Genomic DNA, 23678 nt, shown 5'->3' with positions numbered 1-23678 from the left:
CATTTTGCTGTCAAAGCTGAGTTTTTGATGAGCCGCTCTCGAATCTCGATGCGAAATTGAGGGAATCGATGAGGCTCGAAATCCGTCGAATACAGCAAGAGGTTGACATCACCAGTGTGTACGTTACTCACGACCAGGTAGAGGCGATGAGTATTTCCGATGTCATTGTGGTAATGAACGACGGAAAAGTAATGCAAATAGGAAGTCCGTTTGATATCTACGCCAGACCACAGAACAGTTTTGTAGCAGATTTCATCGGACGGGTCAATTTCATCGACGGGGAAGTGGAATCTGTCGACGGCGACTCAGTGACAGTGTTGTGCAGCTCTCTGGGAAAGAGGTTTGTAGGCAGTAAGGGAGGTGAATTCGCTGTCGGAGACAGTGTTAGGATAGTATTGAGACCGGAATCCCTTTCTGACAGGGAAGAAGACAAGATCAATATTCTTAATGGAAAGGTCTTGAAGTATGTCTTCCTCGGATCGAATGTTGAATATGAGATAGAGCTTCCGGATGGAAAGAGGTTGAACGCAGTGACTTTCAACCCGATTGAAAGAAAGTTTCCCGTTGTAGGCAAGGAAACCGAACTTTTCTTCTCAAAGAAAAGTGCATGGGTCATAAAGAGCTGATATGGATGGTCATGATGTTCTGACCTATTACTGTCTGGATAGGTGCAAGGGCTTTCTCTCTGAGAAAGTAGAGGTTACGCCTTATACTTATGAAGAAGAAGACCCAGGCCCTTACAGTCTTTCAGAGAGAGGCTTCGAAGATTATCTGGGGCGACAGTACCTTTCCGATTCGGACGAAGAGCTGCGGTTGGATTTCTTCGAGAATTCGGTGCCGATCGAGGGCAAAGCCCCCGCCTGGCAGATAATGACCATCTACTCTTATGAACCTGATTTTGGAATGGACAGAGACCTAAAGCTCTCTCCACTGCAAAGGTTTATGGGAAGCAGCAGAATGTGGCGACATGAAGAGTATCACATCATACTTCGCTTTGGCGAAGTGACAAAGAGATTCCTTCATTTCGATCAAATGAGCGAACTAGCTATGCAAAAGGGTGACAGGTACTGGGCACTGAGATTTGCGGCCCGTGCCATTCACTATCTCGAGGACTGCGGAACCCCGTACCACACCTCTCCGGGGACCCTCTTCGAAGTACTCAAGATTCCTTTTCTATACAAGAGGCAGTTCAAGAAGATAAGCACATTCCACAAATTCCACGACAGGTACTTAGGCTACCGGCTTTGGAGAGAGTACGGTACGTACATTGAAGAGATCAAGACCGCGGAGCCCAACGATCCAAAATCCCTAGAAGTCGTGGCTAAAACAACGAGAAGGGAAGCATTGCGGCTTCTTCCCGAGACCGAGCGATCNNTCGACGAGGACCCGCCGATGTTTTCCGGAATAGAGTGCTCAAAAGATTACTATGACAATCTGGTTGCTTGTAAAGATACAAGCGAACTTGACCGAATAAGTCGTAAAGTGCTGAAGAACACCTCTTCAGCTGTGAAGACATACCTGAAGCATCTTGACCGGAGGTTCTCTTAGAAGATCCATTGGGGAAAGAGCCAAGGCACAGAAAAGCCTCTGGGGACGCAAAGCTGCCTTCGGCAAGAGGCGAGGCCGACTATGTCGGGAGGTGACGCTTCTGCGCAGGAAGTGATTCTGGAATAAAACTTCAGACGCAAGGCTGGGCAAGAACGGCCAGGTCGGAATGCTGCCTTCGGCAGGTGGCGAGGAATCAACAACGAACAACTTCATTCTTGAGAGAGTATCAGAGCTTTAGGATTTGAACTCAAATCCCTCGTCGAAGACTTCTAGGCAGACATTAACGACCTTTCTGTCGTAATACTTGCCCGAGTTTTGGATTATCTCTTCAAGGGCCTTGTCCATTCCCAGCGAAGCTCTGTATGGTCTGTGTGAAGACATAGCTTCAACAACATCGGCTACGGCGATTATTCGGGCTTCAATTCTAATATCGTCTCCCTTAAGTCCTCGAGGGTAACCCGAGCCGTCAAGCCTTTCATGATGCTGGAACACTATTTCCGCTATAGGCCACGGGAAATAGACTCCCTTAAGTATTTCGTAACCCTTTGCAGAATGCTCTCTAACAAGGTGATACTCGAGATCGTTAAGTCTCACGGGCTTTGTCAGTATTTCTGTCGGTACCGCACTCTTTCCTATGTCGTGAAGCAACGCGGCAACTCGAATCGATTCGATAATGTCCTTGTATTTATCATTATCTGAATATAGTCTTCGGGCAATAGCAACTGAAAGCTCACTCACCCGTTTCTGATGGCCGGAAGTGTATGGATCTCTCGCCTCGACAAGAGATGACAGTGTGTTTATTAGTGATTCAAGGCTTCTTTGAACCGACTCCTCTGATCTCTTTCTTTCGGTAATATCTAGAACGATCGCGACGAATACACGCTCATATTCGTCTTCATGTAGTTGAAGTCTCACTTCCACGGGATAGGCAGTTCCGTCTTTTCTGACATGCTCGGTCTCAAAGACTTCATAGGACATCGGGTCTTTTTTGAGTCTGTTCAGAACTTCCTCAAAAACTCCTCTATCCATCTTAAGTTGCAGATCCAGAGGAGTCATTTTACGCAGTTCATCAAGAGTGTAACCCGAGTTTTCCGTAGCTCCTCTATTCGCTTGAAGGAAACGCAATGAGTCCGGGTCGAACAAATACATCTCATTGAACGAGAGATCTATGACACTCCCAAGCCTCTTAAGGGCCATTTCGGCAATCCTTCGACTTGTAATGTCCAGAGCGATAGCGGCGATCATCGGTTTGTCGCCGTCGGAAGGTATGGGGAATTTCTGTACATAGAGGATCTTCTCCTGACCGTCGGCAGCCATAATCCTTTCTTCCCTCACTATCTGTTCTCCATTCTGAGTTCGCAGGTCGTCGTCAAGTATATCTCTGCCTAGCTTTCCGGGGTAGTTTTCCTTCGGATCTCTTCCAATCCAGTCGTCCTTGAACCCGAACATCTTGCTTGCAAAATCGTTGAAGTATGTCATTCTCAAATTGCTGTCCGAAATGAATACTGCTCCCGGAAGTCTATCCATGAACAGAGAGAATCTTCTCTGGAGAAGTTTCTCGTTCTTCTCAAGCTTGAGCTTGTAGATTGCGTAAGAGATATCGTCGACTATTTCGGAGAAGAGGTCTCTTTCTTCCTTTGAAAGATAGAAACTTGCCTTAATGACAACTGCCATGGCCCCCATGCAGTTGTCAGCAACTCTTAAGCCTTTTGCAAACACCGCAAGATCACCGGAGTCGCTAAATGTCAAGCACTTCTCGTGGTATTCCTTACTTCCGATCGAAATAACGCCTTCCCTTTCCATTGCCTCTCTCAGCATGGGAGGAATATGACCTGATTCTAAACTGGATTCTATTTCCAGCAGTTGAGATCTACTGAAGCCCGAGGCGGCCCAGCTTGAAAGGTCCCCATTATTGGTCAACAGAATCATGCATCTCTCAAACCCTCTGGAGCCGGTCATCAACTCGGCACTCTTCTTTATGAGATCATCGATATCATTTTCGGTAACGATCAGACGATTAACTCTTCTAATTGAGGAAAGAACTCCGCTCTGGTGTTCTAGCTGAGCTTCAATTCTCATTGATGAAATGCCGAATGAGATGTCTTCAGCAAGCTCCTCTAGGAGTCGAACTTCCTCGCTATCAAAAGCGTCTTCATACTCCGAGTAAATCACCAGGCTGCCTATTACCCTCTTATCGACTAAAAGAGGGATTGCAACCGAGGCTTTCAGCCCGTACTTCAAAACAGTGTCTTTCCAAGGCAGATAATCGGGGGAACGATCAATGCTTCTGGTAATAACGGTCATTCCGGTCTTAATAGCTTTTCCTATGGCACTTCTGCTCAGTTCGCTTTCATCCCAGGTAATTGCAACTTCAAACGGATAGTCCTTTGCCTTTCCGCTGACGGCAACCGGGTCAAGAGTCTTTTCTCCGGGCCTCTTAAAAGCTACCCAGGCAAGCGGGAAATCTCCAATCTTGGCGACGATATCACAAAGTCCATTGAGAAGAGATGCTTCTTCCTTTGCATGAACCAAGAACTCATTTGCCCTTAACATCAGTGTTAGCAACTTGTTAAGCCTTTGGAGTCTCATTTCGGCCGCTCTGTGCTGTGTTAGATCCGTATGGATCCCGACCATTCTCAAGGGTTCGCCGCTACTGTTCCTCGATACTACCTTTCCACTGTCGAGAACCCAGACAGACGAGCCGTCCTTCCCAATAAGCCTATACTCCAGCTGATAATTGGGTGTCTTGCCTGTAAGGCATTTCTCCAGAAGAGACTCCACTTCAGCGAGATCTTCCGGATGAACTCTCTTCTTCCATTCCTCTACGCTACTGGAGATCTCTTCATCAGAGAAACCCAGCATCTCCTTCCATCTTCTTGAGAAGAAAACGTGACCGGTCTTGATATTCCAATCCCACACACCTTCTTCCGAGGCGTCTATTGCAAAAGTCAACCTTTCTAGACTGTCCTTCATATCGTCCTGAATCGAGATTCTCTCTAGGGTATTTGAAAGAACCGAAGTCGCGGATAAGAGTAGCTTCCTCTCTTCTTTCAGGAAAGGTTCATCTTTCAAGAGTGATTCGTTGATAAGCGATATACTTACCTCTCCCATCTTCTTTCCATTTACGACTATGTCGGAAGAGATCGCCCTTTCGTTCGACCAATTGTCTCCAGAATTCCAGATACTCCCGTTGAATTCGATTCTTATAGATACTTGATCGGTGAACCTGAATCCTTTGGGAAGCTGATCAATTAGCAGACTGACAGCTTCATTTGCTGTCGAGGATCCGTGAAGCGCGCTGGAGATCTTGTAGATACAATCCAGTTCTTTCATTCGCTCCTGAAGAGCGAAGACGAATTTCTCCAGCTTGTCGCTACCTTCTTCAATCGTCACATAAACGCCTCGCTCTGCAGTAGTCTAGAATCATTCTAGCATTAAACAGCCAGGCAACAAAAGGTTTTGATGACAACGAAAAAACCGCCCCGAAGAGTGCGGGACGGTTAACAAGTGTTTGCAAAAGGCATCACTACTATGGGTATCAATCACTCTGATCTAGAGTATGTTATTGATACTTTGGGACACTTTTCCTTGCACTTGAGGCAAACGAGGCACTCTGAATTGTCTATCTTCATTCCATCACTCTCTTTTTCTATGGCGCTAACGGGGCAGACCTTCTGGCAGATTCCGCAGGATACGCATGAAGGTTTGTCAACCTTCATACTGAAAAACGGTTTCTTCGAGAAAAACGTTAATAGCGTTCCAAAGGGACATATGTACCTGTGCCAGAACTCCTCCTCAAATATCAGAGTAACCAATACCGAAAACGCTGTGATGTAAAGAAGGAGATTGATCTTGATTTTGAAAACCCTAACCGCAATCATAAGCACCACAAAGAGTATCAGAATCGCCCATCTGAATACGCCGTTCTTGAATATCGCCGGCGTTCTTAGCCTCTTCAGCCTCAATTTCGCATACAACCAGTCTATTGGCCTGAACAGGGTCTCCATGGGGCAGATCCATCCACAATAGATTCTCCCCAGAAAGAGAGCGCCCAGAAGTCCGACGCCGAATACCAAGAACCATCTCTGCAAATCCCTGTTTCGCAGCAAGAATACGAAGAGAGCGAGAAAAAGGACCTCCACGATCACTCTTAGTGTTGCAGCTTTCTTGCTAGACATAATCATCTCTCCTTTCATTCAGAGTCTATAGCAAACAGAGAGTCAAGTACGTGACATAAGTCACGAACTCGGTATTATCAGTCGAAATCGAATTCAAGCTGGTGTAGTCTTCTATATATCCGTAAATGCGGGGGGTGTTTCTTTGAAGAAGATCGAAGGAAGTGAATGGAAGAGACTCCTTCCTTTTCTGTACAGAAACAAGGAGTTCAACATGTTCATTATTGGAGATATCGAGAATACGAGTTCCGATTCAAAGCATATGGAGATATTCCTCGATGGAGATCTAGACAACCCGAAAGGTGTCCTCCTTCGTTACTACAAGTTCTTCATTCTAGCCGATTCCAGTAGAATGGATTTTCGAGAAGCTGCAGGTATCATAAAGAGGGATGCTCGGGCAATGATGCTTACCGGAAGCGTCTACGGGATAGACAAAATGGCTCCGTATCTTAGTGAGATGTGTGAGGAAGAGGACGCTCTGCGTTTTGCCGTCATGAAGAAACCCAACCTTGTCGAGTCTGTATTCGAAGTGAGAAGAGCAACGATGAAGGATGCCACAAAGCTTCTGGAATTTCTTTGCTCAGTAGAAGAGTTTCATGCTACGGAAGAAGAGTCTTTCATGGCCACACTGAGAGACGGAAGCACTCGAAGATATATAATTGAAGATAGGAGCGAAATCGTGGCTACGGCTGCCAGTACTTCCGAGAGTTGCGATATGGCGATGATCATTGCAGTTGCGACTAGGAAGGACCATAGAGGGCGAGGCCTGGCATCGGCAGTAGTATCCAGACTCTGCGGGGATCTCCTTGCCGAAGGAAAGACTCCCTGTCTGCTCTACGACAATCCTGATACGGGTAGAATCTACAATCGACTTGGATTCAGGGAGATCGGGGAGTTAAAGGCGCTAAGATTCAAGAAACCATAGATTCATTTAGAAATCGATTACTAGACCTACTTGACCCATCGGGACGAAACTGGTTTCTGGAGAAATGATTCTTTGGACCACGTTCAGGTTCAACCCTAGCTGGAATCCGGCCTTAAGTCCAGGTGAGATATTTCATTTCGTTTCCAGAAGCACGCCCAGAACTGCTGCGAGACTAAACGATTCGGAGATGATCGCTCCCAGGCAACCTCTCATAAGCGCTGAAACTTCCATTCTATCCTTTCGTAGCATTATCGATGAGCAACTGTATCCCCCTGTGAAAGAAAAAGGCCAGGGGCTGCCGGTCCGAATATCGTGATCGGCGGTATGCTCCAAATCCAAAGCAAAGACCAGAATCCATCTCAAAGGACAGACCGAGTATTGAGAGACCTTCAATCCCCATCCTCAACGTAAGCCCCGGAAGTAACGAAATGAAAAGGAGAATCGCAATAATCGAAGCGAGAACTTTCCGCATGATCCACCTCCCTTCTTCGGGAAGATTATATTGTTTTGTCTTTCATAAATAGCCTCATCTTGTACACAGATGATCGGCAGGTTGATGATAAAATCTTACTAGTGACAAAGAGTGAGGTGTGAGTTGATGGAGCATGGCAAGATATCGCCTAAGGAAGTAGTTGAGAACTTCTTTGACAGTTATAGAAATCACGATCTCGAGTCAATCGAATCGCTATGCTGTGCTGATATTACCTATGTGAATCCCGAAGGGCTCGTAAGTAATGGGAAAGGTGAGTTTCTTGAGCTTCTGGAAAAGGAGTTTGATTCGTTTGGGGTTCTCTTTGAGCCGATATCTTGGGAAGTTACAGTTGAAAGAACCTCGTTCTGTTTTGTTTCATGGAAACGAGGTATGAAAATCGCAAGAAAAGCTGCATTCAGGAGAGTAGAGGTATTCGGTTCGGCACTTGTTGTGAAAGCAGATGGCAAGTGGCAACTGATGCACTTCCAGCATGGCTTCACAAGTTCTTACGCCGGCCTTCTGAAAGCCAAGAAGAAGTGATTGCAATCTCACGGATCGCTTTTTCTCGCTAAGGATAGTACATCTAAGTGATTTTTGGCACTACGAACCGACTAAACAGATCAGCCCGGCAATTAGCGTCATTTATTAGGAGGACAAATCTGTGGAAAACAACAGGAAAGCCTGGCTCGTAGTCTTTAGTGGTTTGGGGGTCAATTTGACTCTCGGGGTCCTTTATTCGTGGGGAATTATCTCAGCGGCCTTGATAGACGACTTCAACTGGACAGCAACGCAGACTCAGATTCCTTATATGCTTGCTTCAGCGGTCTTTGCTTTAACCATGATTCCAGGAGGAAAGCTGCAGGATAGATTCGGTCCAAAGCCAGTTCTTTTCGTATCCTCACTTCTTGCGGGGATGGGTTTTATCTTCTCGGGGATGAATCTTACCGTAGCCGGGTTAACCTTCTTTTTCGGGTTCGTGTTCGGGCTTGCGATGGGATTTGGCTATTCATCGCCAACACCGGCTGCAGTCAAGTGGTTTCATCCCGATCACAGAGGGCTGATATCAGGTATTGTTGTTAGCGGTTTTGGATTGGCACCTGTGTATATAGCGCCGCTGACTTCGAGCCTCATTGCTATGTTTGGACTGCCGACGGCTTTGGTGATTCTTGGTGTTCTCTTCTTTCTGATTGTCTTTTCCCTCACCTTCCTAATCTCCAACCCTTCCGATGGTGTGGAAAAGGTAAAACTTAAGAAGAAGCCTAGAAGAACCCATAGGCTGGCGACAAAGGATTACTCATTGTCCGAAATGATGAAGACACCGCAGTTCTATATTTTGTGGACCATGTTCTTCTTTGGTACGTTTGCAGGACTGCTCATTATCGGTCAGATGTCGAAGATAGGGTTAGAGCAGGCATCAATTAGCAATGGATTTCTGCTGGTGGTTGTTTATGCGATTTTCAATTTCATTGGCCGGGTAACGTGGGGCACGATATCTGATTATATTGGAAGAACGGCCACCCTATTCACTATGTTTGCCATTCAGGCTCTCATATACTTCCTGTTCAGTTCATTCACCAACCCTGTTGCTCTGTTGATAGGGAAGAGCGTTGTGGGATTCACTTTTGGCGGAATGCTCGCAATCTTTCCGGTTGTAACTGCCGATTTCTACGGTGTGAAGAATCTTGGACTGAATTACGGGGTAATGATAACGGCCTGGGGTGTAGGTGGAGTCATCGGCCCTTTGCTAGGTGGGATTGCGCGCGACCTTACGGGTGGATACGGGATAAGTTACTTGGTCTCAGCGGTTCTGAGTGTTTTGGGTGCAGTGCTAAGTCTTATAATCAGACATCCAGAAGCAGAAGACCGCAAGGGACGTTTGGGGGAACCGGATGGTAAAACGGGTGGAAGCACTTGAGAAGATCAGGAAGACTCTGGCCGTCCTATCGGACGACGTTCAGTGGAAACTAGATGACATCGTCCAAACGATAGGAGATCTCATAGATGCGGAAAGAGAGATAAAGGTGGATTCTCTGAGAAAGATAGCAGCGATGAGTTCCCACAGGAGAAGACTTCTAAGCTATTACCTGATGGCTGTCGAAGAGAGAAATTCTTTACTGAAGCAGAGAATTGAAGACTTATGGCAAGTAGAAGACAATGAGCTTCAGGAGGTTATCGAGGATCTTCAAGAACTGTCCAGAGATTCTCAAGACATGAAGAACGAACCTCCAGCTGGAGACTAGAGGCTCTTCTCTATATATTTCATGAGTGTTTCCAGCTCCGCTATCTTCTCCTCAATATCGCCGGAAACCACTGCTTCTCTTATGCAGGTTTCGATATGCTTGTTTACAACTGTTGTGTTTGCCTTCTTGAGGAGCGAGATGACAGCGAGAAGCTGAGTGGAAATATCTATGCAGTATCTCTCTTCTTCTATCATCTTGATTATGCCGTCTATCTGACCTCTGGCAGTCTTAAGAATCTTGAGAGCCCCGTCATGTTTGTGATGAGAATGTGTATTCATAATTACTCTCTGATTCCCCAAAATGAATAACCTGCATCTTCAATAATCTCTCTCAAGCGGTTCTCTTCAATATTCTTGGTTGTGAAGATTTCTGCGATTCCTTCATCAATGTCTACCACTGCGTCCTCCACGCCTTCCACAGACTTCAACGCTCTTTCCACTCGCATTTTGCAGTGATTACAGCTCATTCCTCCAATTTCAAGCTTCATAGTATTCCTCCTTCTAGATTCGTACTCTCTTCAACCTCAGTGCGTTTGCGACTACACTAACACTGGAAAAGGCCATGGCTGCACCGGCTATCATAGGGTTAAGCTTTATTCCGGCCACTTTGTAAAGGAGACCGGCTGCCACTGGTATTCCAATAACGTTATAGAAAAAGGCCCAAAAGAGATTCTCTTTGATGTTTCTGATGGTTGCTCTGGATAGCTTTATTGCCTTCGGAACATTATTAAGATTGTCGCTGATAAGAACGACGTCTGAAGACTCGATAGCGATGTCGGTTCCCGATCCGACGGCAATGCTTATATCGGCCTCCGCCAGTGCCGGGGAATCGTTTATCCCGTCGCCAACCATCATGACGGTCTTGCCTTCTTTCTTAAGATCAGCAACCTTTCTCGCCTTGTCTTCGGGCATTACTTCGGCAAGGACATTCTCGATTCCTACCTGTTCTGCGATTGCTTTCGCGGTCCTGGTATTGTCTCCCGTCATAATATAAGTATCTATTCCCATTTCTTTCAGCGTTGATACGGCTTCCAAAGAATTCTCTTTCACAACATCTGCAATTCCAAACACCGCCGCTGGTTTGCCGTCTACGGAGACAGAAACGGGGGTCATTCCCTTGCTGGAAACCTTGTCCACTAACTCCATCTCTTCCGCAGATAGACCAACAAAACGGTGATTCCCGATTCGCACCTCTCTTCCGTTAACAACTGCGATGATTCCCTTTCCAGGGTAAGCCTCGAATGAAGAGACTTGCAGCAATGTGCCGTGATAAGCAATCGAAATAGCCGAGTCTAGAGGATGAGAGCTTCTTCTGGCGACGCTTGCAGCCAGTTGTAATACCTGATCGCTATCTAGAGATCCCATTGTATGAATGTCTACAAGCTCAGGTCTTCCTCGCGTTATGGTTCCTGTCTTGTCGAATACGATAGCATCAACCTTATGGGTTACTTCCAGAGCTTCTCCGTTTCTAAAGAGAATCCCCAACTCTGCTCCCTTTCCTGTGCCGACCATGATTGCTGTTGGAGTAGCGAGTCCCAGGGCGCAAGGACAGGCAATCACAAGGACTGCGATCATCATTGACATGGAGAACGCGAATCCGTAGCCTAGGAGTATCCATGTAACAAAGGTGACTGCAGCAGCAATAAGTACAAAGGGCACGAAGTAGCCGCTCACGATATCTGCCATCCTTGCTATCGGAGCCTTAGAAGACTGAGCATCTTCAACGAGCTTTATTATTCTCGATAAAACTGTATCGCTCCCTACTACTGTAGCCTTCATCTCAAATATTCCGCTGATGTTTGTTGTGCCGCCGATCACCTTAGCACCCTTCTGAACGTCAACGGGGATAGATTCCCCGGTTATTACCGATTGATCGATGGAGCTCGTTCCTTCCAAGATTTCCCCGTCTACCGGAATTCTCATTCCGGGCTTGACAAGGAGAGTATCTCCAACCTCGGTTTCCTCGATCGCAATTTCTTCGAAACCGTCGCCCCTCTTCACATAAGCCGTTTCCGGAGATAGACTCATTAACTTCATTATTGCATCGGAAGTTCTGCCTCTCGAAAGGTTCTCTAGATATTTACCAAGCGAGATCAAAGCAATAATCACTCCTGCCGATTCAAAATAGAGATCTGCTACGTAAACGTGGTTACCAAGAGCGATTTGAGTCGTTGCAAAGATACCGTACGCAAACGCTGCGCCTGTTCCGAGACCAACAAGACTATCCATATTTGGATTGCCTCTGAAGAGATTCGGTATTCCCTTAAGATAAAAATCCTTTCCGGCAATTACTATCGGGACTGTTAAGAACAGCTGAATCATAGCGAAGTTCAACGGATTCATATGAGGATCTATGATTATGGGCAATCTGAGCCCGACCATATGGCCCATGGCAACTATCAACAAGGGCAGAGCAAAGATTGCGGAGAATACCAGCTTCCTCTTGTAAGAGAGCGTCGCCGCCTCTTTTCTTAAGCGGCTTGCTGCAAGGTTTTCCGTTATGAGGCCTCCAGCCTTATAGTCTGCCTTTTCGACGGCCGCCTTAACTTGACCGATTCTAAGAGCGTCGGGATCATACTCAAAGGAAACGGTATCTGAGGATAGATCCACGCTGACGCTCTTGATACCTTCTAGTCTACCGATCGCTTTCTCAACAGCTACGGAACATGCTGCGCAGGTCATGCCATCAATTTCCATTACGGCCTTTCTTCCGGACTTCACTTCTTTGAGCGAGTAGCCAGAGTTTTCCACTGTTTCAAACAGCATTTCTCTATCTATTTTGTTTGCAGCTTCGATAGAAAGTCTTTCCGTTGAAAGATTGACGGTCGCACTCTTCACCCCTGCGATTTTCAAGGCAGCTCTTTCAACCGCTTTTGCACAGGCTGCGCAGGTCATACCTTCAACGATATACTCTTCTTTCAAATCTAATCCTCCCCTTAATTTTTGGTTCTCCTTCTGGTTCTCGCTAAGCACTTTCCGCATCTAGTTGAGACCGCGCACTTTTCCAGTTCCTTCTATGACCAAACTCTCCTTACACTGAGAAATTCGAAAATCGGCCTATTTCCATGAACTGGCTGCAAACTCTTCTTCATAATGCTCGTAAAGAGCAAAACTCAAATCATCTTACAACTCCCCTCCCTGGGGGGAGGTATTATTATAATACAATAAATTCTGTCGGTTTTCAACGAATCTGAATTGATTCTGGGATTTGTACCCTATAAAAAGTTCTGAAGAAAGTTGAAGAGAATTATTAGATAGATTCTTTTCTCCTTGGAAGTTATATGATTGTTTAGGATCTAATCTGGCTGTCTGAAATAACCCGCTTGCTGAGATTGAGTATCAGCGGATTCTGCCTTCCATTGCTCTGACAAGTTCTCTGCAGAAGTCAGGAATGTCCTTCACTACACGCCCCCAAACTAGGTTGCCGTCACTGAAAGCTGGTTCATCCAACCAGATTGCGCCTGCATTCAACAGGTCATCCTTTATGCCGTCGCTGCCGACAGATTTTGAACCTTCTACGATTCCGGCTGAAATGCCGACAAGTCCTGCGTGACAAATCATAGCAATAATCTTTTTCTGCTCGTTTGCAGTCCTTATGAGGTCTTTAACATCTTCAAATCGTCTGAGCTTGTCGGGTGCCCACCCGCCGGGTACTAGAATCCCATCTACTTCTGAAACATCTATCGATTTGAAGTCCGCATCTGATATTGCGGTAAGCCCACCCTTGCCCTTGTACAGCCTGTTCTTCTCTTTTCCGGCGACAGTAACTTCTGCGCCCTCCTCTTGAAGTCGCATTACGGGTACCCAGAACTCGAGATCTTCAAATCCGTCTTCTACGAGAACTACGACTCTCTTTCCTCTCAGCTTCACGTTGCACCTCCGAATCGCTAAAGAGTTATTAGAAACCATTCGAGAGTGGCTTCAATGATTTCCATTACTTTATCTCGCCTATCAAAAAGATCGAATATGTGGCCCGAATCCTGTTCAAGGAGCCTGTCGACTCCCTTGTGGAATCTGGTAAAGAGCCTTGAAGCTTCCGGCTGAGGGAATACAATATCGTCCTTAAGCCCTGATACGACAAGAAGAGGGCCTTCATAAGAGACTATCTCGGCCACAGGATTGACTGAAAAAAGCTCATCAAAAAACTCCCTTCTCAGTACGGTAAAACCTCCCCAGGAAATGTTCGCTTCTATCTCCTCCAATGGAGAGGCTATCATTGCCCTCTCAACAGAATCTACACCGAGAAGAGCTGAGTACGAGTGTATAGGTATTGCAACCGCAGACCAGAGAGCGACACTTCTTACTCTTGAATCTCGACCGGCAAGGCAAGCAGCGACCAGGCCGCCTTGACTGAGGCCGACCACGCCTATTCTTCTGCTGTCAACGCTATCTAGAGATGAAATGAAGTCAATAGAGGAGACAGCATCAAGGATCTGCTTGTTAAAAGTAGTGTCCTTCCACTCTCCTTCACTGATTCCCGAGCCTCTGAAATCGAATCTCAAAGTGGCAATACCCTTTTCGGCGAAGGCCGTTGCGGTGATCTCAAATAGCGATTCTTCCGAATCATACACGATTAGATCGTTCATGTGGCCAAGAAATCCATGGAGGAGCAGCACAATTGGTACATAGCCTTCTTGGAGCTCCGGTATGGTAAGAACTCCGTTTATTCTCAGCCCTTCACTGTAGAAGTGGACGGCGGTCTCTGAGACAATGTACTCTGACTCGGAAAGGGCTGCATGCGATGATACTGCAAGCAGAATGAAAACGGATAGAATCAGAATTTCTTTTAAGAAGTGTCCTTTCACTGTTCACCTCCGTGTTTTTGCACTATCGATTCCATTCTACTCTCTGAAGAGGAACTAGGGCCAGAATTTGCTCATCAGTGAAATCACGCTTAGACTCGATTATCTAAGTGGCATGCAGACTTCTCACTGCATTCAGAACTTGCTTCATGCTAAAATAAACAAATAGAAGGTGAGAGAGTGGCCAGAACAGAAATTGATGCTCAGATTCTTCTGAGCGACCTCGAAAGTATTCTTCAATATCGCCTCAAGAGGAGAGACAAGGAGCGGATTTTCGACGCCTACGAGTTTGCACGCTTTCATCATCAGGAGCAAATGAGAGATTCGGGTGAGCCGTTCATAAGTCACCCGGTAGAAGTCGCGAAGATTCTTGCCCAGTTCTCGGCCGACAATGATACTATAGTCGCTGGGATACTTCACGACATAGTTGAAGATTGCGATGTGCCGCTTTCCGAGATAGCTGAGAAGTACGGTGATACGGTTGCTCTGATCGTCGATGGTGTGACGAAGATAAGCAATTTGAAGCTCAACGAAAAGCTTGAGTCGAAGATAGTGAAGTCGAGAATGAAGGTCGAGACTCTACGCAAAATGCTTCTCGCGTTATCAGAGGACCCGAGGATCATAATCGTCAAACTTGCAGACAGGCTTCACAACATGCGAACTCTTGACTTCCTCAAGGATCCAGAGAAGAAGCGCGACAAGGCCAAAGAGACGATCCAAATCTATGCTCCGATAGCTCACAGAATAGGTATGCACAGAATACAGGCAGAGCTTGAAGATCTTGCCTTTAAGTTCGAGTATCCTGAGGAATTCAAGGAACTGAAGTTCAAGGTCAACAAGAAGCTTAAAGAGCGTCAGGACATAATGGATGAGTATAAGGAGATAGTGCTCAGAGAACTGAGAAAGAACAGGATACCTGCTTTGATAGAAGGCAGAGTGAAACACCTTTATAGCATATGGCAGAAGATGATAAAGAAGAACAGATCCTTCGACGAGGTGTTCGATCTTATTGCCCTGAGGATAATTACGGGTGACGAAGTGAATTGCTATAAGATTTTGGGCGCAGCACACTCTCTATGGCCTCCGATGCCTGGTAGGTTCAAAGACTACATTGCCGCACCGAAGTCGAACGGTTATAAGTCGCTTCACACAACCCTGATTACCCACAGAGGAGAGCCTCTTGAGATTCAGATAAGAAGCGAGAGAATGCATAAGGAGGCCGAATATGGAGTGGCCTCTCACTGGGTCTACAAAGAGGGAATTGATGTAAGGGATAGAACCTGGTTTACACAGCTCGTCGATTGGCAAAAGGATTTCATCGAGAGTTTCAAGGACATGGAGTCGATTTCTCGCGAACTTGAGGTCGAAGAGGTGTTTGTCTTCACGCCGAAAGGCGAGGTTGTTCATCTTCCAAAAGGAGCCACACCGATCGATTTTGCCTACGCAATTCACACGGAAGTCGGCCATCATTACGCGGGTGCGAAGGTTAATGACCGGCTTGTTCCTGTCAATTATGAACTAAAGCTCGGAGACAGAGTTGAGGTTGTCGTAAACAAGGCAAGTGAAGGTCCGAGTCTTGACTGGTTGAAGTATGTCAGGGCAAATTCTACAAAGGCAAAGATAAAGAGATACTTCAAAAATGAGTATTCGGCGAAACTCGTTGAAAGAGGTAAGGAGATATTCAGAAAGATCAGCAGACGGCTCTCCGTATCGATGGATGACTTGATAGAGGGAGAGCAGATAAAGTCCCTGATGAGCCGACTGGGGGCGCACAACGAAAACGATCTCTTTAGCAAGCTTGGCGATGGGTCGATAACGATGGGAGAGGTACTCAGTCTTCTTGCGCCGAAGGAAGAAGAGATAGATGTTCTTCCCGAAGAGACCGAATTGATCAAACAGAAACAGGCGAAGGGGAACGAAGTCGTTGTTGGCGGCGAGACTGGAATCGCCGTCTACTTTGCCAAATGTTGTACTCCTCTTCCGGGCGACGACATAATCGCGGTGATGAGCAGCAGAGGTATATCAATTCACAACCGCAACTGCCGAAATCTGAAAGACATAAGTAAGGATAAGCTCGTGGATGCCCACTGGAACCTTGTAACGGGAGGGAGATTCAGTGCCTGGATTGTTGTGGAGTTTGACAGCACGGATAGAACTCTTATAAATAAGTTTCTTGAGAGACTGGAAAACAAGAATGCAAAAGTAATGAAGTACTCCGTTGAAGCAGGAAAGTGGGGATATGATACACTGATTGCGAATATCCTCGTAAAGGATGTTGCCCATCTGACTTTGGTGATGGAGAACCTCAGGGGTATGAAGGGTGTTCAAAACGTGAAGAGATTTGGAGGGGTTGCGTGAGGGCCGTAGTTCAAAGAGTTAGCAAGGCCAAGGTAACCGTAAGTGGGAGAATAACTGGAGAGATTGATAAGGGCCTTCTCGTTCTTGTTGGGATCGGTCGAGACGATGACGGGAGTGACGTGGAATGGCTGGTTGATAAGACACTCAATCTTCGTGTGTTTGAAGACGAAAATGAGAAGATGAATCTTTCGCTAATAGATGTCTCGGGAGCGCTTCTTGCCATTTCACAATTCACAATAATGGGCGACGCCAGAAAGGGAAGAAGGCCTTCTTTCACCGAAGCTGCCGAACCGGAAGCGGCCAGAGCGCTTTTCAACGATTTTCTCCAGATGGCGTCTAAGACTGTGAAAGTTGAGACAGGGATCTTCCAGGCTCACATGGATGTAGAGCTTGTTAACAGTGGGCCGGTAACGATTCTATTGGATTCAAAGAGAGTATTTTAGGAGGTGTTCTTGTGAAGAGATCCATGAAATTTATTCTTATCGTAATAATGGTTGCGGCGGTCGGGGCGATTGTTGTCTCTGAGAGCAGTGCGGGGCCTTCCAATCCTGCAAAAATCGCGTTTGCAGATATGCAGAAAGTCCTTGAGTCAACGAGAGACTGGGTTACATTGAATACCGACTATCAGAAAGACACTCAGTTTTATCAGGGCCAGTTGGATAGCTTGAGTAGAGAGTATCAGGACTTGGCGAACTCTGGAGCTAGTCAAGAAGCGCTTCTCCAGAAGCAACAGGAGATTCTTACCAAGAAGAGTCAGTACGAACAGACACTGGAAACTACTTACAATGCAAAACTGCAGGTCATATTGGAACAGGTTAACAAGAGAATCAGAGATTACGCAACGTTTATTGGTATAGACATGGTAATATCCGACGAAATAGTTGTATATGGTTCTTCTGCTTACAATATTACTGACGCGATAATCGAGTATATGAAAGGGTTTCAGAATTGAGTGATCCTTCTTATCTGAAATGCGAACATCTTGACAAGCGCTACGGAAGAAGAAGAGTACTGAAGGATGTATCAATAGAGGCATCATCGCTTGAGGTGGTGGGACTGCTTGGACCCAACGGTGCAGGCAAGACCACCGCCTTCAAGTCTATTCTCGGAATAGTTATTCCGAACACTGGGAGTATATTTCTCAATGGCGAGAATATAACTCATCTTCCAATCCACGAAAGGGCCAAGAGAGGAATAGCTTACCTTCCGCAGGAGACATCGATTTTCAGGGGACTTAAGGTGATTGAAAACCTGACGATGGTCATGAGACTCACCGGTCAAGAAGAAAGTCACTATGAGAGGGCGAGCGAGATACTGGATGAGTTCGGAATCCTTTCGTTGAAAGATCAGGTTGCTTCGTCGATATCGGGTGGGGAGAAGAGAAGACTGGAATTTGCCAGGACGATGACCCTTTCTCCTTCATTCATACTTCTCGATGAGCCTTTCGTGGGAATAGATCCTATGACTGTGAAGGATATTCAGAAGATGATCAGAAAGCTTAAGAGCAGGGGAATAGGTGTTATAGTTACGGACCACGATGTCTCTTCTATAGCAAAAGTTGTTGACAGACTCTATGTGTTGTACAAGGGAGAAGTCATCTCTTCCGGAGACCCGGAAGAGGTCCTTGGAGACAGCCAGGTTGTCGAGAAGTATCTGGGAAGTGACGATTGATGCTTCATGTCGCTGTAATTGGTTATTCGGGCCCCACGGACAGAAGTCCCGTGAAGGAGCTTCAAGTAGTCTGTGAAGAAGTTGGAAGAACTCTTGCAAGGCGTGGTCACGTTGCGATGACAGGTGGGAGAGACGGAGTAATGGAACTTGTTTCAAGATCTATGTCGGAAGAGGGAGGTCGGGTAGTTGGAGTACTTCCTATCGGAGACGAGGGCAACGAGCACAATGAGATCAGGATAAGAACCGGGATGGATTTTGCTATGAGATCCCTGATACTTACAAAATCCGCCGATGTAGTAATCTCTATTGGAGGTCAGGCGGGAACTCTGCTGGAAGTAGTTTCCTCGTACTCATATGGCCGTTCAGTAATCCTAATGGAGGGTACCGGCGGCTGGACAGACAGAATCAGATCTGTGTTAATTGACGGCAAGTATCTTGACGAGAGAAAGACTGTAGAAATGAAGCTGGCAAGTAATATAGAAGATCTTGAGACGTACCTTGAGGAGGCTGAAAATGGTAAGGTGTAGATTTGCGCCCAGTCCTACCGGCAATCTTCATGTTGGTGGTGTTAGGACGGCGCTGTTCAACTGGCTCTTTGCGAAAAACCAACATGGAGGTTTTGTGCTGAGAATAGAAGATACGGATATCGAGCGTTCTGAGAAGAGATTTGAGGATCAGATCCTTTCCTCCATGAAATGGTGTGGACTTGATTGGTCGGAAGGGCCGGATGTAGGCGGGGATTATGGCCCATATAGACAGAGCGAGCGTGTCGCTCTCGGTTTCTACGATAAGTTTGCTCAAGAGCTCGTCGAAAGAGGTCGGGCATATTTTGCAGTCTATTCCAAGTCAAATCAGGAAGAGGTTTTACGGATTTCAGAGGAGATTCCTGAGCTATCTGATGATGAGATATATACAGTGAAGTTCAAAATACCGGACGGTACGACCGGCTTTTCCGATCTGTCTAAAGGAGAGATGAGTTTCGAAAACGAGAATTTCTCCGATTTCATAATAATCAAATCGAATGGATTCCCGACCTACAATTTCGCTGTAGTTGTAGATGATCATATGATGGAGATTACTCATGTTTTCAGAGGAGAAGACCATCTCACAAATACTCCGAGGCAGCTCATGATCTATAGAGCCCTGGAATGGGAACCACCAACATTCATGCATATTCCTCTGATTCTTGGTAGTGACCGGGCTCCTCTTTCGAAGAGGCATGGTCATACTAGTGTGGATCATTTCAGAAGAGAAGGGTACTTGAGTGTGGGACTGATGAACTACCTTGCGCTTCTTGGATGGACAGTTGATCAGGAGATCTTTGATTATCACGAAAAGGTCAGGGACTTCGTTCCATCAGATATCTCCAACAAAGGAGTCGTCTTCGATTACGAGAAGCTTGAGTGGATTAACGGAAAGCACTTGAGGTTATTTGATCCCGACGAACTGGCTGTGCAGTTTGGATTGTGGCTGAAGTTCACTGGAAGGTTTGACTATTACGCGAACATGGAAGCCGATCAGTTTTACTCGAGAGAAGTCCTAACGATGTGCCGCGAGAAGATCAATACTCTACAGCAGCTGTTCGATTTCTCGGCGCCTTTCTTCTGCGAAGAGGTTGATTACCAGGAAGACTACGTTGTCAAGTATCTTAAAAATGACTGGAGCAAAGATCTTGTTTCTGCTGCTATCAGGCGGTTTGAAGACGCACGCGACTGGTCCGTTGAAGGTGTTGAGAAGACTGTTAGGGAACTTGCGGATGAGAAGATAACATCCAAGAAGAATACTTTCCAAACTCTAAGAGGGGGGGTAACTGGTAGGCTTGTGACTCCGGGACTCTTTGAGACGATCTCCGTGCTTGGTAGAGATAGAGTTCTTGAGAGGTTGGAGAGCCTGCTCGAGTTGATTGAGTATGAGGAAGGGAATATCGCTGATTGAGATGGTAGTCTCTCTGGCAGTATCTGCTCTCTTACTGATTTCGATCTTCAAAATTGTTAACATGTGGCTGGCTATGTCTTCCAGCATAGTTCAGGAAACGAAAACGAACATGTCTTTGTCGAGAACCTTCGACATCGTCGAAAGGGACCTTAATCGTTCCACGGGAAACTTCTTATGCGGGGTTTCCTTTATAAGCTTCGATGCAATTGTTGATGGGCAAAAGAAAAGGATAAGGTACTACGTGTCTGGAAACAGGATAATGAGAAGGTCTGGAAATTCATATAATACCGTGACCGAGTTTAGAGAGTCTGCAGGCTTCTTTGAAGAAGAAGGGACAGTCAGATTCATAATCGATAAAAGAGAAATCTTGATAGGGACAAAAGGTGGATAGGATGAATCCAAAGGATATCAGGAAGATGCTTCAGGCTATAGAAGAGGAGATTCTCTCCAGAATAGAAATGGATGTAAAAGAGATGCTGGATTCACCTTCGGCATACGTAAGGGCAAGAGCTGTGAAGTCTGCTGCTGATAGAGAGATGAGAATAGAGAATATTGAAAGCTTTCTCGAAGACCCTTCACCCGAGGTCAGAAAGAATGCAGTGGTCACTATGGCAAAGTTGAGTGAGAACCGAGATTCTATTCTCAAAGCATTGGATGATCCGTCAGATCTTGTCAGAAGCACAACAGCGAAAGAACTCGTGGAATTTGGCTATGAAGACGAGGATCTTGCGAGGCGAATCGCCGCCGACCCCTCCAAAAAGGTTAGGAAGACTTTTGTTGTCGCTCTGGCTGAAGCCGGGGAGAACGAACTCCTGAAGGAGTTTGACGAAGACCCGAGTAACGATATTCGGAGTATCCTGGCGGCCTGCAAAGGGCAGCTCAGGCTTGAAGAAGAGGAGCTTTCATCTCTTTCAGGCAAGTTCCAGAAGGTGGCTCTTCTTTCGAGATTGGGCCAGAGAAACTCAGGCGCCGCTGAAGAGCTTCTAGTTCTCTTGAAGGATTTCCGATCCTCAAAAGTCAAACAGATAATTGTTGAGACTTTCGAGTCCTTTCCTGATGATATCGCGCTTCCCACTCTCAAGAAATTGATTGATTCCGATGATAGAACAGTTGCTATCTCCGCAATGAAAACTCACAGGAAGATCAAAGGGTACGATGTTTCGATGCTTCAGTCAGCAGAGAGATTCATGGATTCTGAGGATGAAGAGATGAGATTCGCAGGCGCACAGTATATTAAAGGTCTTGTAGAACCGTCTGCAGCAGAGATTTTACACACTGGATTAGAAGATCCTTCTGACAGAGTGAGAGCCGTATGTATGGAGGCGCTGGCAAGTCTTATGGATCATTCTATTGCAGATGTTATCGATGAATCTCTTAGATCAACATCATCCCGGCTAAAAAAGGCATCGCTAAGGGCCGTGAAGAAACTTAAGACTATCGATATCGAAGATCATATTACTAGAATTCTTTCTAACAGAAAAGAGGACCTTCAGACAAGAGTACTCGCTTCTTCCGTAACGGGACTTCTAAAACTGGAAGGACCTCTTCCTTATCTTGAAGAAATCGCTCTAAATGCTTCCATTGAAAGCCGCTTAAGAATCTCTGCGGCAAGAGCTATGGCAAGGATAAATCCTTCTCGTCTGGCCGAACTTTTCGGCTTCACAGTATGATGGCGGTCAGAATCGAAAGGATCGTTACTACTAAGAGAATCGAGTCACTCAAAGACCAGCTTTTTTCCTTGAGGCAAGTTAACTTGTGTCCAGGTCTGTAGCCTCTAATTTGAAGGGCGGCAGCAGTGTCCTGAGCCTTCTTCAGCGAGGTTGCAATTACCGGGATCACTACGGAGATTGAGTTTTTCACTCTTGAGAATATGCTCCCTTTGTCGAACTCTATTCCCCGCGCCTTCTGTGCCAAGATTATTCGGTTTGTCTGAAGGGAGATAAGGGGGATGAAAGTGAGAGTTAGAGAAAGCGCCATTCCAATTTCAGAAGACCGCTTCTTACCCCCGGGGAGTTTTCCAATAATCTCTTCCACAGAAGAAGAGATCTCCAGGGGTGTTGTTGTAAGTGAAAGCATTATACTGAAAAGCACCGCAAGAATCATTCTGGCCGAAAGCACCGCAGCGTTTATCAAACCCTCTTCTGTGATCCTCAAAACCTTTAAGTCCACCAAGACTCTTCCGTGAGTAAAAAGGATCTGAAAGACTACGATCAACAGGATTAACAACCTTATCCCCCGTAGCGTCTTCACGAACTCCCTGAAAGGAACTGCTGAAAGTGCGGAGAGAACAATCCAGAGTGATAGGAAGACTGTGAAATCTGCAATCCCGCTCAGAAACAGCGAGCCTATTGAAAGCGAAACAAAGGCTATGGTCTTTGCTATCGGTGACAATTTGTGAATCACCGAGTTCGTTGAAACGAATCGCCCAAAAGGAACTCCTACCAAACATCTCTCTCCCTGTAACGAACAAAACTAGTCGGTGTTTCCCACACCGCCACTTCGTAAAGCTCATAATCGCTTCCTCCAACCCTGGAAGCCAGGCGTTTGAATATCCACTCGGCTATGTTCTCTGCGGTCGGCTGAGGTATAACATCATTTATGTATGCGTGATCGAGCAAGCTCAACACTTCTGACTTGACTATGTCTTTGAGCCGCAGAAAATCGATGACCATATCTTCTTGATTCTTCTCTCCGGCAACTGTTATCTGAAGCTTATAGGTGTGGCCGTGAAGCTTCTCACACTTTCCGTGATAACTGGTCAGATTGTGAGCCGCATCAAATGTGAACTCCTTAGTTAGGAAGAACATGAGTCTCTATCACCATCCTTTTTCACTACCAATACAGACTCTCCATGAGACTATCATATCGTATTCTTGCTTGTCAGAAGGGTAACACCAAGGAAATGCAGATGATTTGTCCTGCCATTGAGCGGAGGAATCCCTTTAACGGATACCAGCATCGGTGTTTCGCTGCACAATGAAGAACGAGAAAGACTAAGAGTGAATAGGTCCTCAAAGTGATTTACTGGCCATAACAGATGCTCAATGTGGGAAAAGATTAGCAGAGCATAACATTTCTGAAGAAGATGTCGATAATTATCAGCTGACAAACCGGTCGAGCTAGCTCACTCTATAGTTAGATAACTGCGGAATTTGCATGAATATGTTTGACATTCATCTAACTATGTGTCATAATAGTAACGTAAGAGATGTATCGAACCTGGGAGGGATGATAGGTGTCAGAAAATCAGATGAAATCGATGAAGGAAGTTACAGAGCAGATAGAGAAAGTGAGAGTTGAGATTCTCAAGACGAGATCATTCATAACTTTCTGAGAGAGTGCTGGAAAATCACGAGAGAGCTTTCGGGCTCTCTTTTTTTGTTGAAACTCCTGGCGTTTGGCGCATGTCTGTGAGACCAACCGAGAGAAATCATTGTCGGGAGTTTTGCTTTGAGAGTGCGAGAAATGATCGTCGTTGACCGTTACGGGTCAACCGTCCGAGAACACCGCGAACCAGTCCACCGAAAAGAACAATCGAGAAAGAGCATTGTCG

Annotated in this window: 23 protein-coding genes; 13 read left to right on the top strand and 10 right to left on the bottom strand. The window is 46.0% G+C overall.

The window, feature by feature from the left end; genetic code table 11:
- Window positions 1-68: 68 nt before the first annotated feature.
- Window positions 69-626: an ABC transporter ATP-binding protein gene (locus B3157_RS03880; protein WP_292588995.1), complete on the top strand. Its 558-nt coding sequence runs from the start codon at window positions 69-71 to the stop codon at window positions 624-626.
- Window positions 627-1782: 1156 nt separating this feature from the next.
- Here the strand turns inward: B3157_RS03880 and B3157_RS03870 are convergent.
- Window positions 1783-4941, bottom strand: coding sequence for a PAS domain S-box protein (locus tag B3157_RS03870; RefSeq protein WP_214060086.1), 3159 nt, complete (start codon window positions 4939-4941; stop codon window positions 1783-1785).
- A gap of 149 nt (window positions 4942-5090) precedes the next feature.
- A complete protein-coding gene (locus tag B3157_RS03865; RefSeq protein WP_214060085.1) occupies window positions 5091-5726 on the bottom strand; it encodes a 4Fe-4S binding protein in 636 nt (211 codons plus the stop codon).
- Window positions 5727-5868: 142 nt separating this feature from the next.
- Between B3157_RS03865 and B3157_RS03860 the strand changes: the two genes are divergently transcribed.
- Entirely contained in the window at window positions 5869-6648 is a 780-nt protein-coding gene (locus tag B3157_RS03860) for a GNAT family N-acetyltransferase (protein ID WP_292588991.1), read from the top strand.
- Window positions 6649-6880: 232 nt separating this feature from the next.
- Here the strand turns inward: B3157_RS03860 and B3157_RS03855 are convergent, their stop codons facing one another.
- Complete coding sequence (locus tag B3157_RS03855; protein WP_102819025.1) at window positions 6881-7120, bottom strand: hypothetical protein; 240 nt, start codon at window positions 7118-7120, stop codon at window positions 6881-6883.
- A gap of 126 nt (window positions 7121-7246) precedes the next feature.
- On the opposite strand from B3157_RS03855, the gene B3157_RS03850 reads away from it, so the two are divergent.
- The 3 genes from B3157_RS03850 (at window position 7247) to B3157_RS03840 (ending at window position 9360) form a co-directional block, all read left to right on the top strand.
- On the top strand, window positions 7247-7660 hold the full coding sequence (locus B3157_RS03850) for a YybH family protein (RefSeq protein WP_102819026.1): 414 nt from the start codon (window positions 7247-7249) through the stop codon (window positions 7658-7660).
- A 121-nt stretch (window positions 7661-7781) separates the two neighbouring features.
- Entirely contained in the window at window positions 7782-9035 is a 1254-nt protein-coding gene (locus B3157_RS03845; RefSeq protein WP_214060083.1) for an L-lactate MFS transporter, read from the top strand.
- The gene (locus B3157_RS03840; RefSeq protein ID WP_214060082.1) at window positions 9010-9360 is read left to right on the top strand and encodes a hypothetical protein; all 351 of its coding nucleotides are present in this window, start codon (window positions 9010-9012) and stop codon (window positions 9358-9360) included. Before B3157_RS03845 ends, B3157_RS03840 begins: the two co-directional genes overlap by 26 nt.
- On the opposite strand, the gene B3157_RS03835 is transcribed toward B3157_RS03840, so the two are convergent.
- The 5 genes from B3157_RS03835 to B3157_RS03815 form a co-directional block, all read right to left on the bottom strand.
- Window positions 9357-9638 carry a metal-sensing transcriptional repressor gene (locus B3157_RS03835; protein WP_102819029.1) on the bottom strand — a complete coding sequence of 94 codons (282 nt, stop codon included), beginning with the start codon at window positions 9636-9638 and terminating at the stop codon, window positions 9357-9359. The two genes, B3157_RS03840 and B3157_RS03835, sit on opposite strands and share 4 nt — an antisense overlap.
- A 2-nt stretch (window positions 9639-9640) precedes the next feature.
- Window positions 9641-9847, bottom strand: a complete 207-nt coding sequence (locus B3157_RS03830) for a heavy-metal-associated domain-containing protein (protein WP_214060081.1) — start codon at window positions 9845-9847, stop codon at window positions 9641-9643.
- A gap of 13 nt (window positions 9848-9860) precedes the next feature.
- Window positions 9861-12341 (bottom strand): heavy metal translocating P-type ATPase, encoded by a 2481-nt coding sequence (locus B3157_RS03825; RefSeq protein WP_349680360.1) that lies wholly within the window; start codon window positions 12339-12341, stop codon window positions 9861-9863.
- 357 nt (window positions 12342-12698) lie between these two features.
- Window positions 12699-13229, bottom strand: coding sequence for a type 1 glutamine amidotransferase domain-containing protein (locus B3157_RS03820; protein ID WP_292588982.1), 531 nt, complete (start codon window positions 13227-13229; stop codon window positions 12699-12701).
- A gap of 17 nt (window positions 13230-13246) precedes the next feature.
- Window positions 13247-14164 carry an alpha/beta hydrolase gene (locus B3157_RS03815; RefSeq protein ID WP_292588980.1) on the bottom strand — a complete coding sequence of 306 codons (918 nt, stop codon included), beginning with the start codon at window positions 14162-14164 and terminating at the stop codon, window positions 13247-13249.
- 177 nt (window positions 14165-14341) lie between these two features.
- On the opposite strand from B3157_RS03815, the gene B3157_RS03810 reads away from it, so the two are divergent.
- The 8 genes from B3157_RS03810 to B3157_RS03775 are packed head-to-tail and all read left to right on the top strand — an operon-like array spanning window position 14342 to window position 21795.
- Window positions 14342-16519: a RelA/SpoT family protein gene (locus tag B3157_RS03810; protein ID WP_214060272.1), complete on the top strand. Its 2178-nt coding sequence runs from the start codon at window positions 14342-14344 to the stop codon at window positions 16517-16519.
- On the top strand, window positions 16516-16962 hold the full coding sequence (gene dtd / locus B3157_RS03805) for a D-aminoacyl-tRNA deacylase (protein WP_102819034.1): 447 nt from the start codon (window positions 16516-16518) through the stop codon (window positions 16960-16962). Before B3157_RS03810 ends, dtd begins: the two co-directional genes overlap by 4 nt.
- A gap of 11 nt (window positions 16963-16973) precedes the next feature.
- Window positions 16974-17471, top strand: coding sequence for an OmpH family outer membrane protein (locus tag B3157_RS03800; RefSeq protein WP_099829597.1), 498 nt, complete (start codon window positions 16974-16976; stop codon window positions 17469-17471).
- Window positions 17468-18190, top strand: a complete 723-nt coding sequence (gene lptB, locus B3157_RS03795) for an LPS export ABC transporter ATP-binding protein (RefSeq protein WP_099829598.1) — start codon at window positions 17468-17470, stop codon at window positions 18188-18190. Before B3157_RS03800 ends, lptB begins: the two co-directional genes overlap by 4 nt.
- The gene (locus B3157_RS03790; protein ID WP_165775353.1) at window positions 18190-18717 is read left to right on the top strand and encodes a TIGR00725 family protein; all 528 of its coding nucleotides are present in this window, start codon (window positions 18190-18192) and stop codon (window positions 18715-18717) included. Before lptB ends, B3157_RS03790 begins: the two co-directional genes overlap by 1 nt.
- Complete coding sequence (gltX, locus tag B3157_RS03785; protein ID WP_292588972.1) at window positions 18704-20125, top strand: glutamate--tRNA ligase; 1422 nt, start codon at window positions 18704-18706, stop codon at window positions 20123-20125. The genes B3157_RS03790 and gltX overlap by 14 nt, the downstream gene beginning before the upstream one ends.
- Window positions 20100-20516: a PulJ/GspJ family protein gene (locus B3157_RS03780; RefSeq protein WP_292588970.1), complete on the top strand. Its 417-nt coding sequence runs from the start codon at window positions 20100-20102 to the stop codon at window positions 20514-20516. Before gltX ends, B3157_RS03780 begins: the two co-directional genes overlap by 26 nt.
- A 1-nt stretch (window position 20517) precedes the next feature.
- Window positions 20518-21795 (top strand): HEAT repeat domain-containing protein, encoded by a 1278-nt coding sequence (locus tag B3157_RS03775; RefSeq protein WP_099829602.1) that lies wholly within the window; start codon window positions 20518-20520, stop codon window positions 21793-21795.
- On the opposite strand, the gene B3157_RS03770 is transcribed toward B3157_RS03775, so the two are convergent.
- Both B3157_RS03770 and queD read right to left on the bottom strand, forming a co-directional pair.
- On the bottom strand, window positions 21785-22570 hold the full coding sequence (locus B3157_RS03770; RefSeq protein ID WP_292588968.1) for an energy-coupling factor transporter transmembrane component T family protein: 786 nt from the start codon (window positions 22568-22570) through the stop codon (window positions 21785-21787). The genes B3157_RS03775 and B3157_RS03770 overlap by 11 nt on opposite strands.
- Window positions 22564-22932 carry a 6-carboxytetrahydropterin synthase QueD gene (gene queD / locus B3157_RS03765; protein ID WP_099829604.1) on the bottom strand — a complete coding sequence of 123 codons (369 nt, stop codon included), beginning with the start codon at window positions 22930-22932 and terminating at the stop codon, window positions 22564-22566. Before queD ends, B3157_RS03770 begins: the two co-directional genes overlap by 7 nt.
- Window positions 22933-23678: the final 746 nt, after the last annotated feature.

It is taken from the genome of Mesotoga sp. UBA5557, assembly GCF_002425715.1.
GTDB lineage: Bacteria > Thermotogota > Thermotogae > Petrotogales > Kosmotogaceae > Mesotoga.
This window is presented reverse-complemented; position numbering and strand designations above follow the sequence as displayed.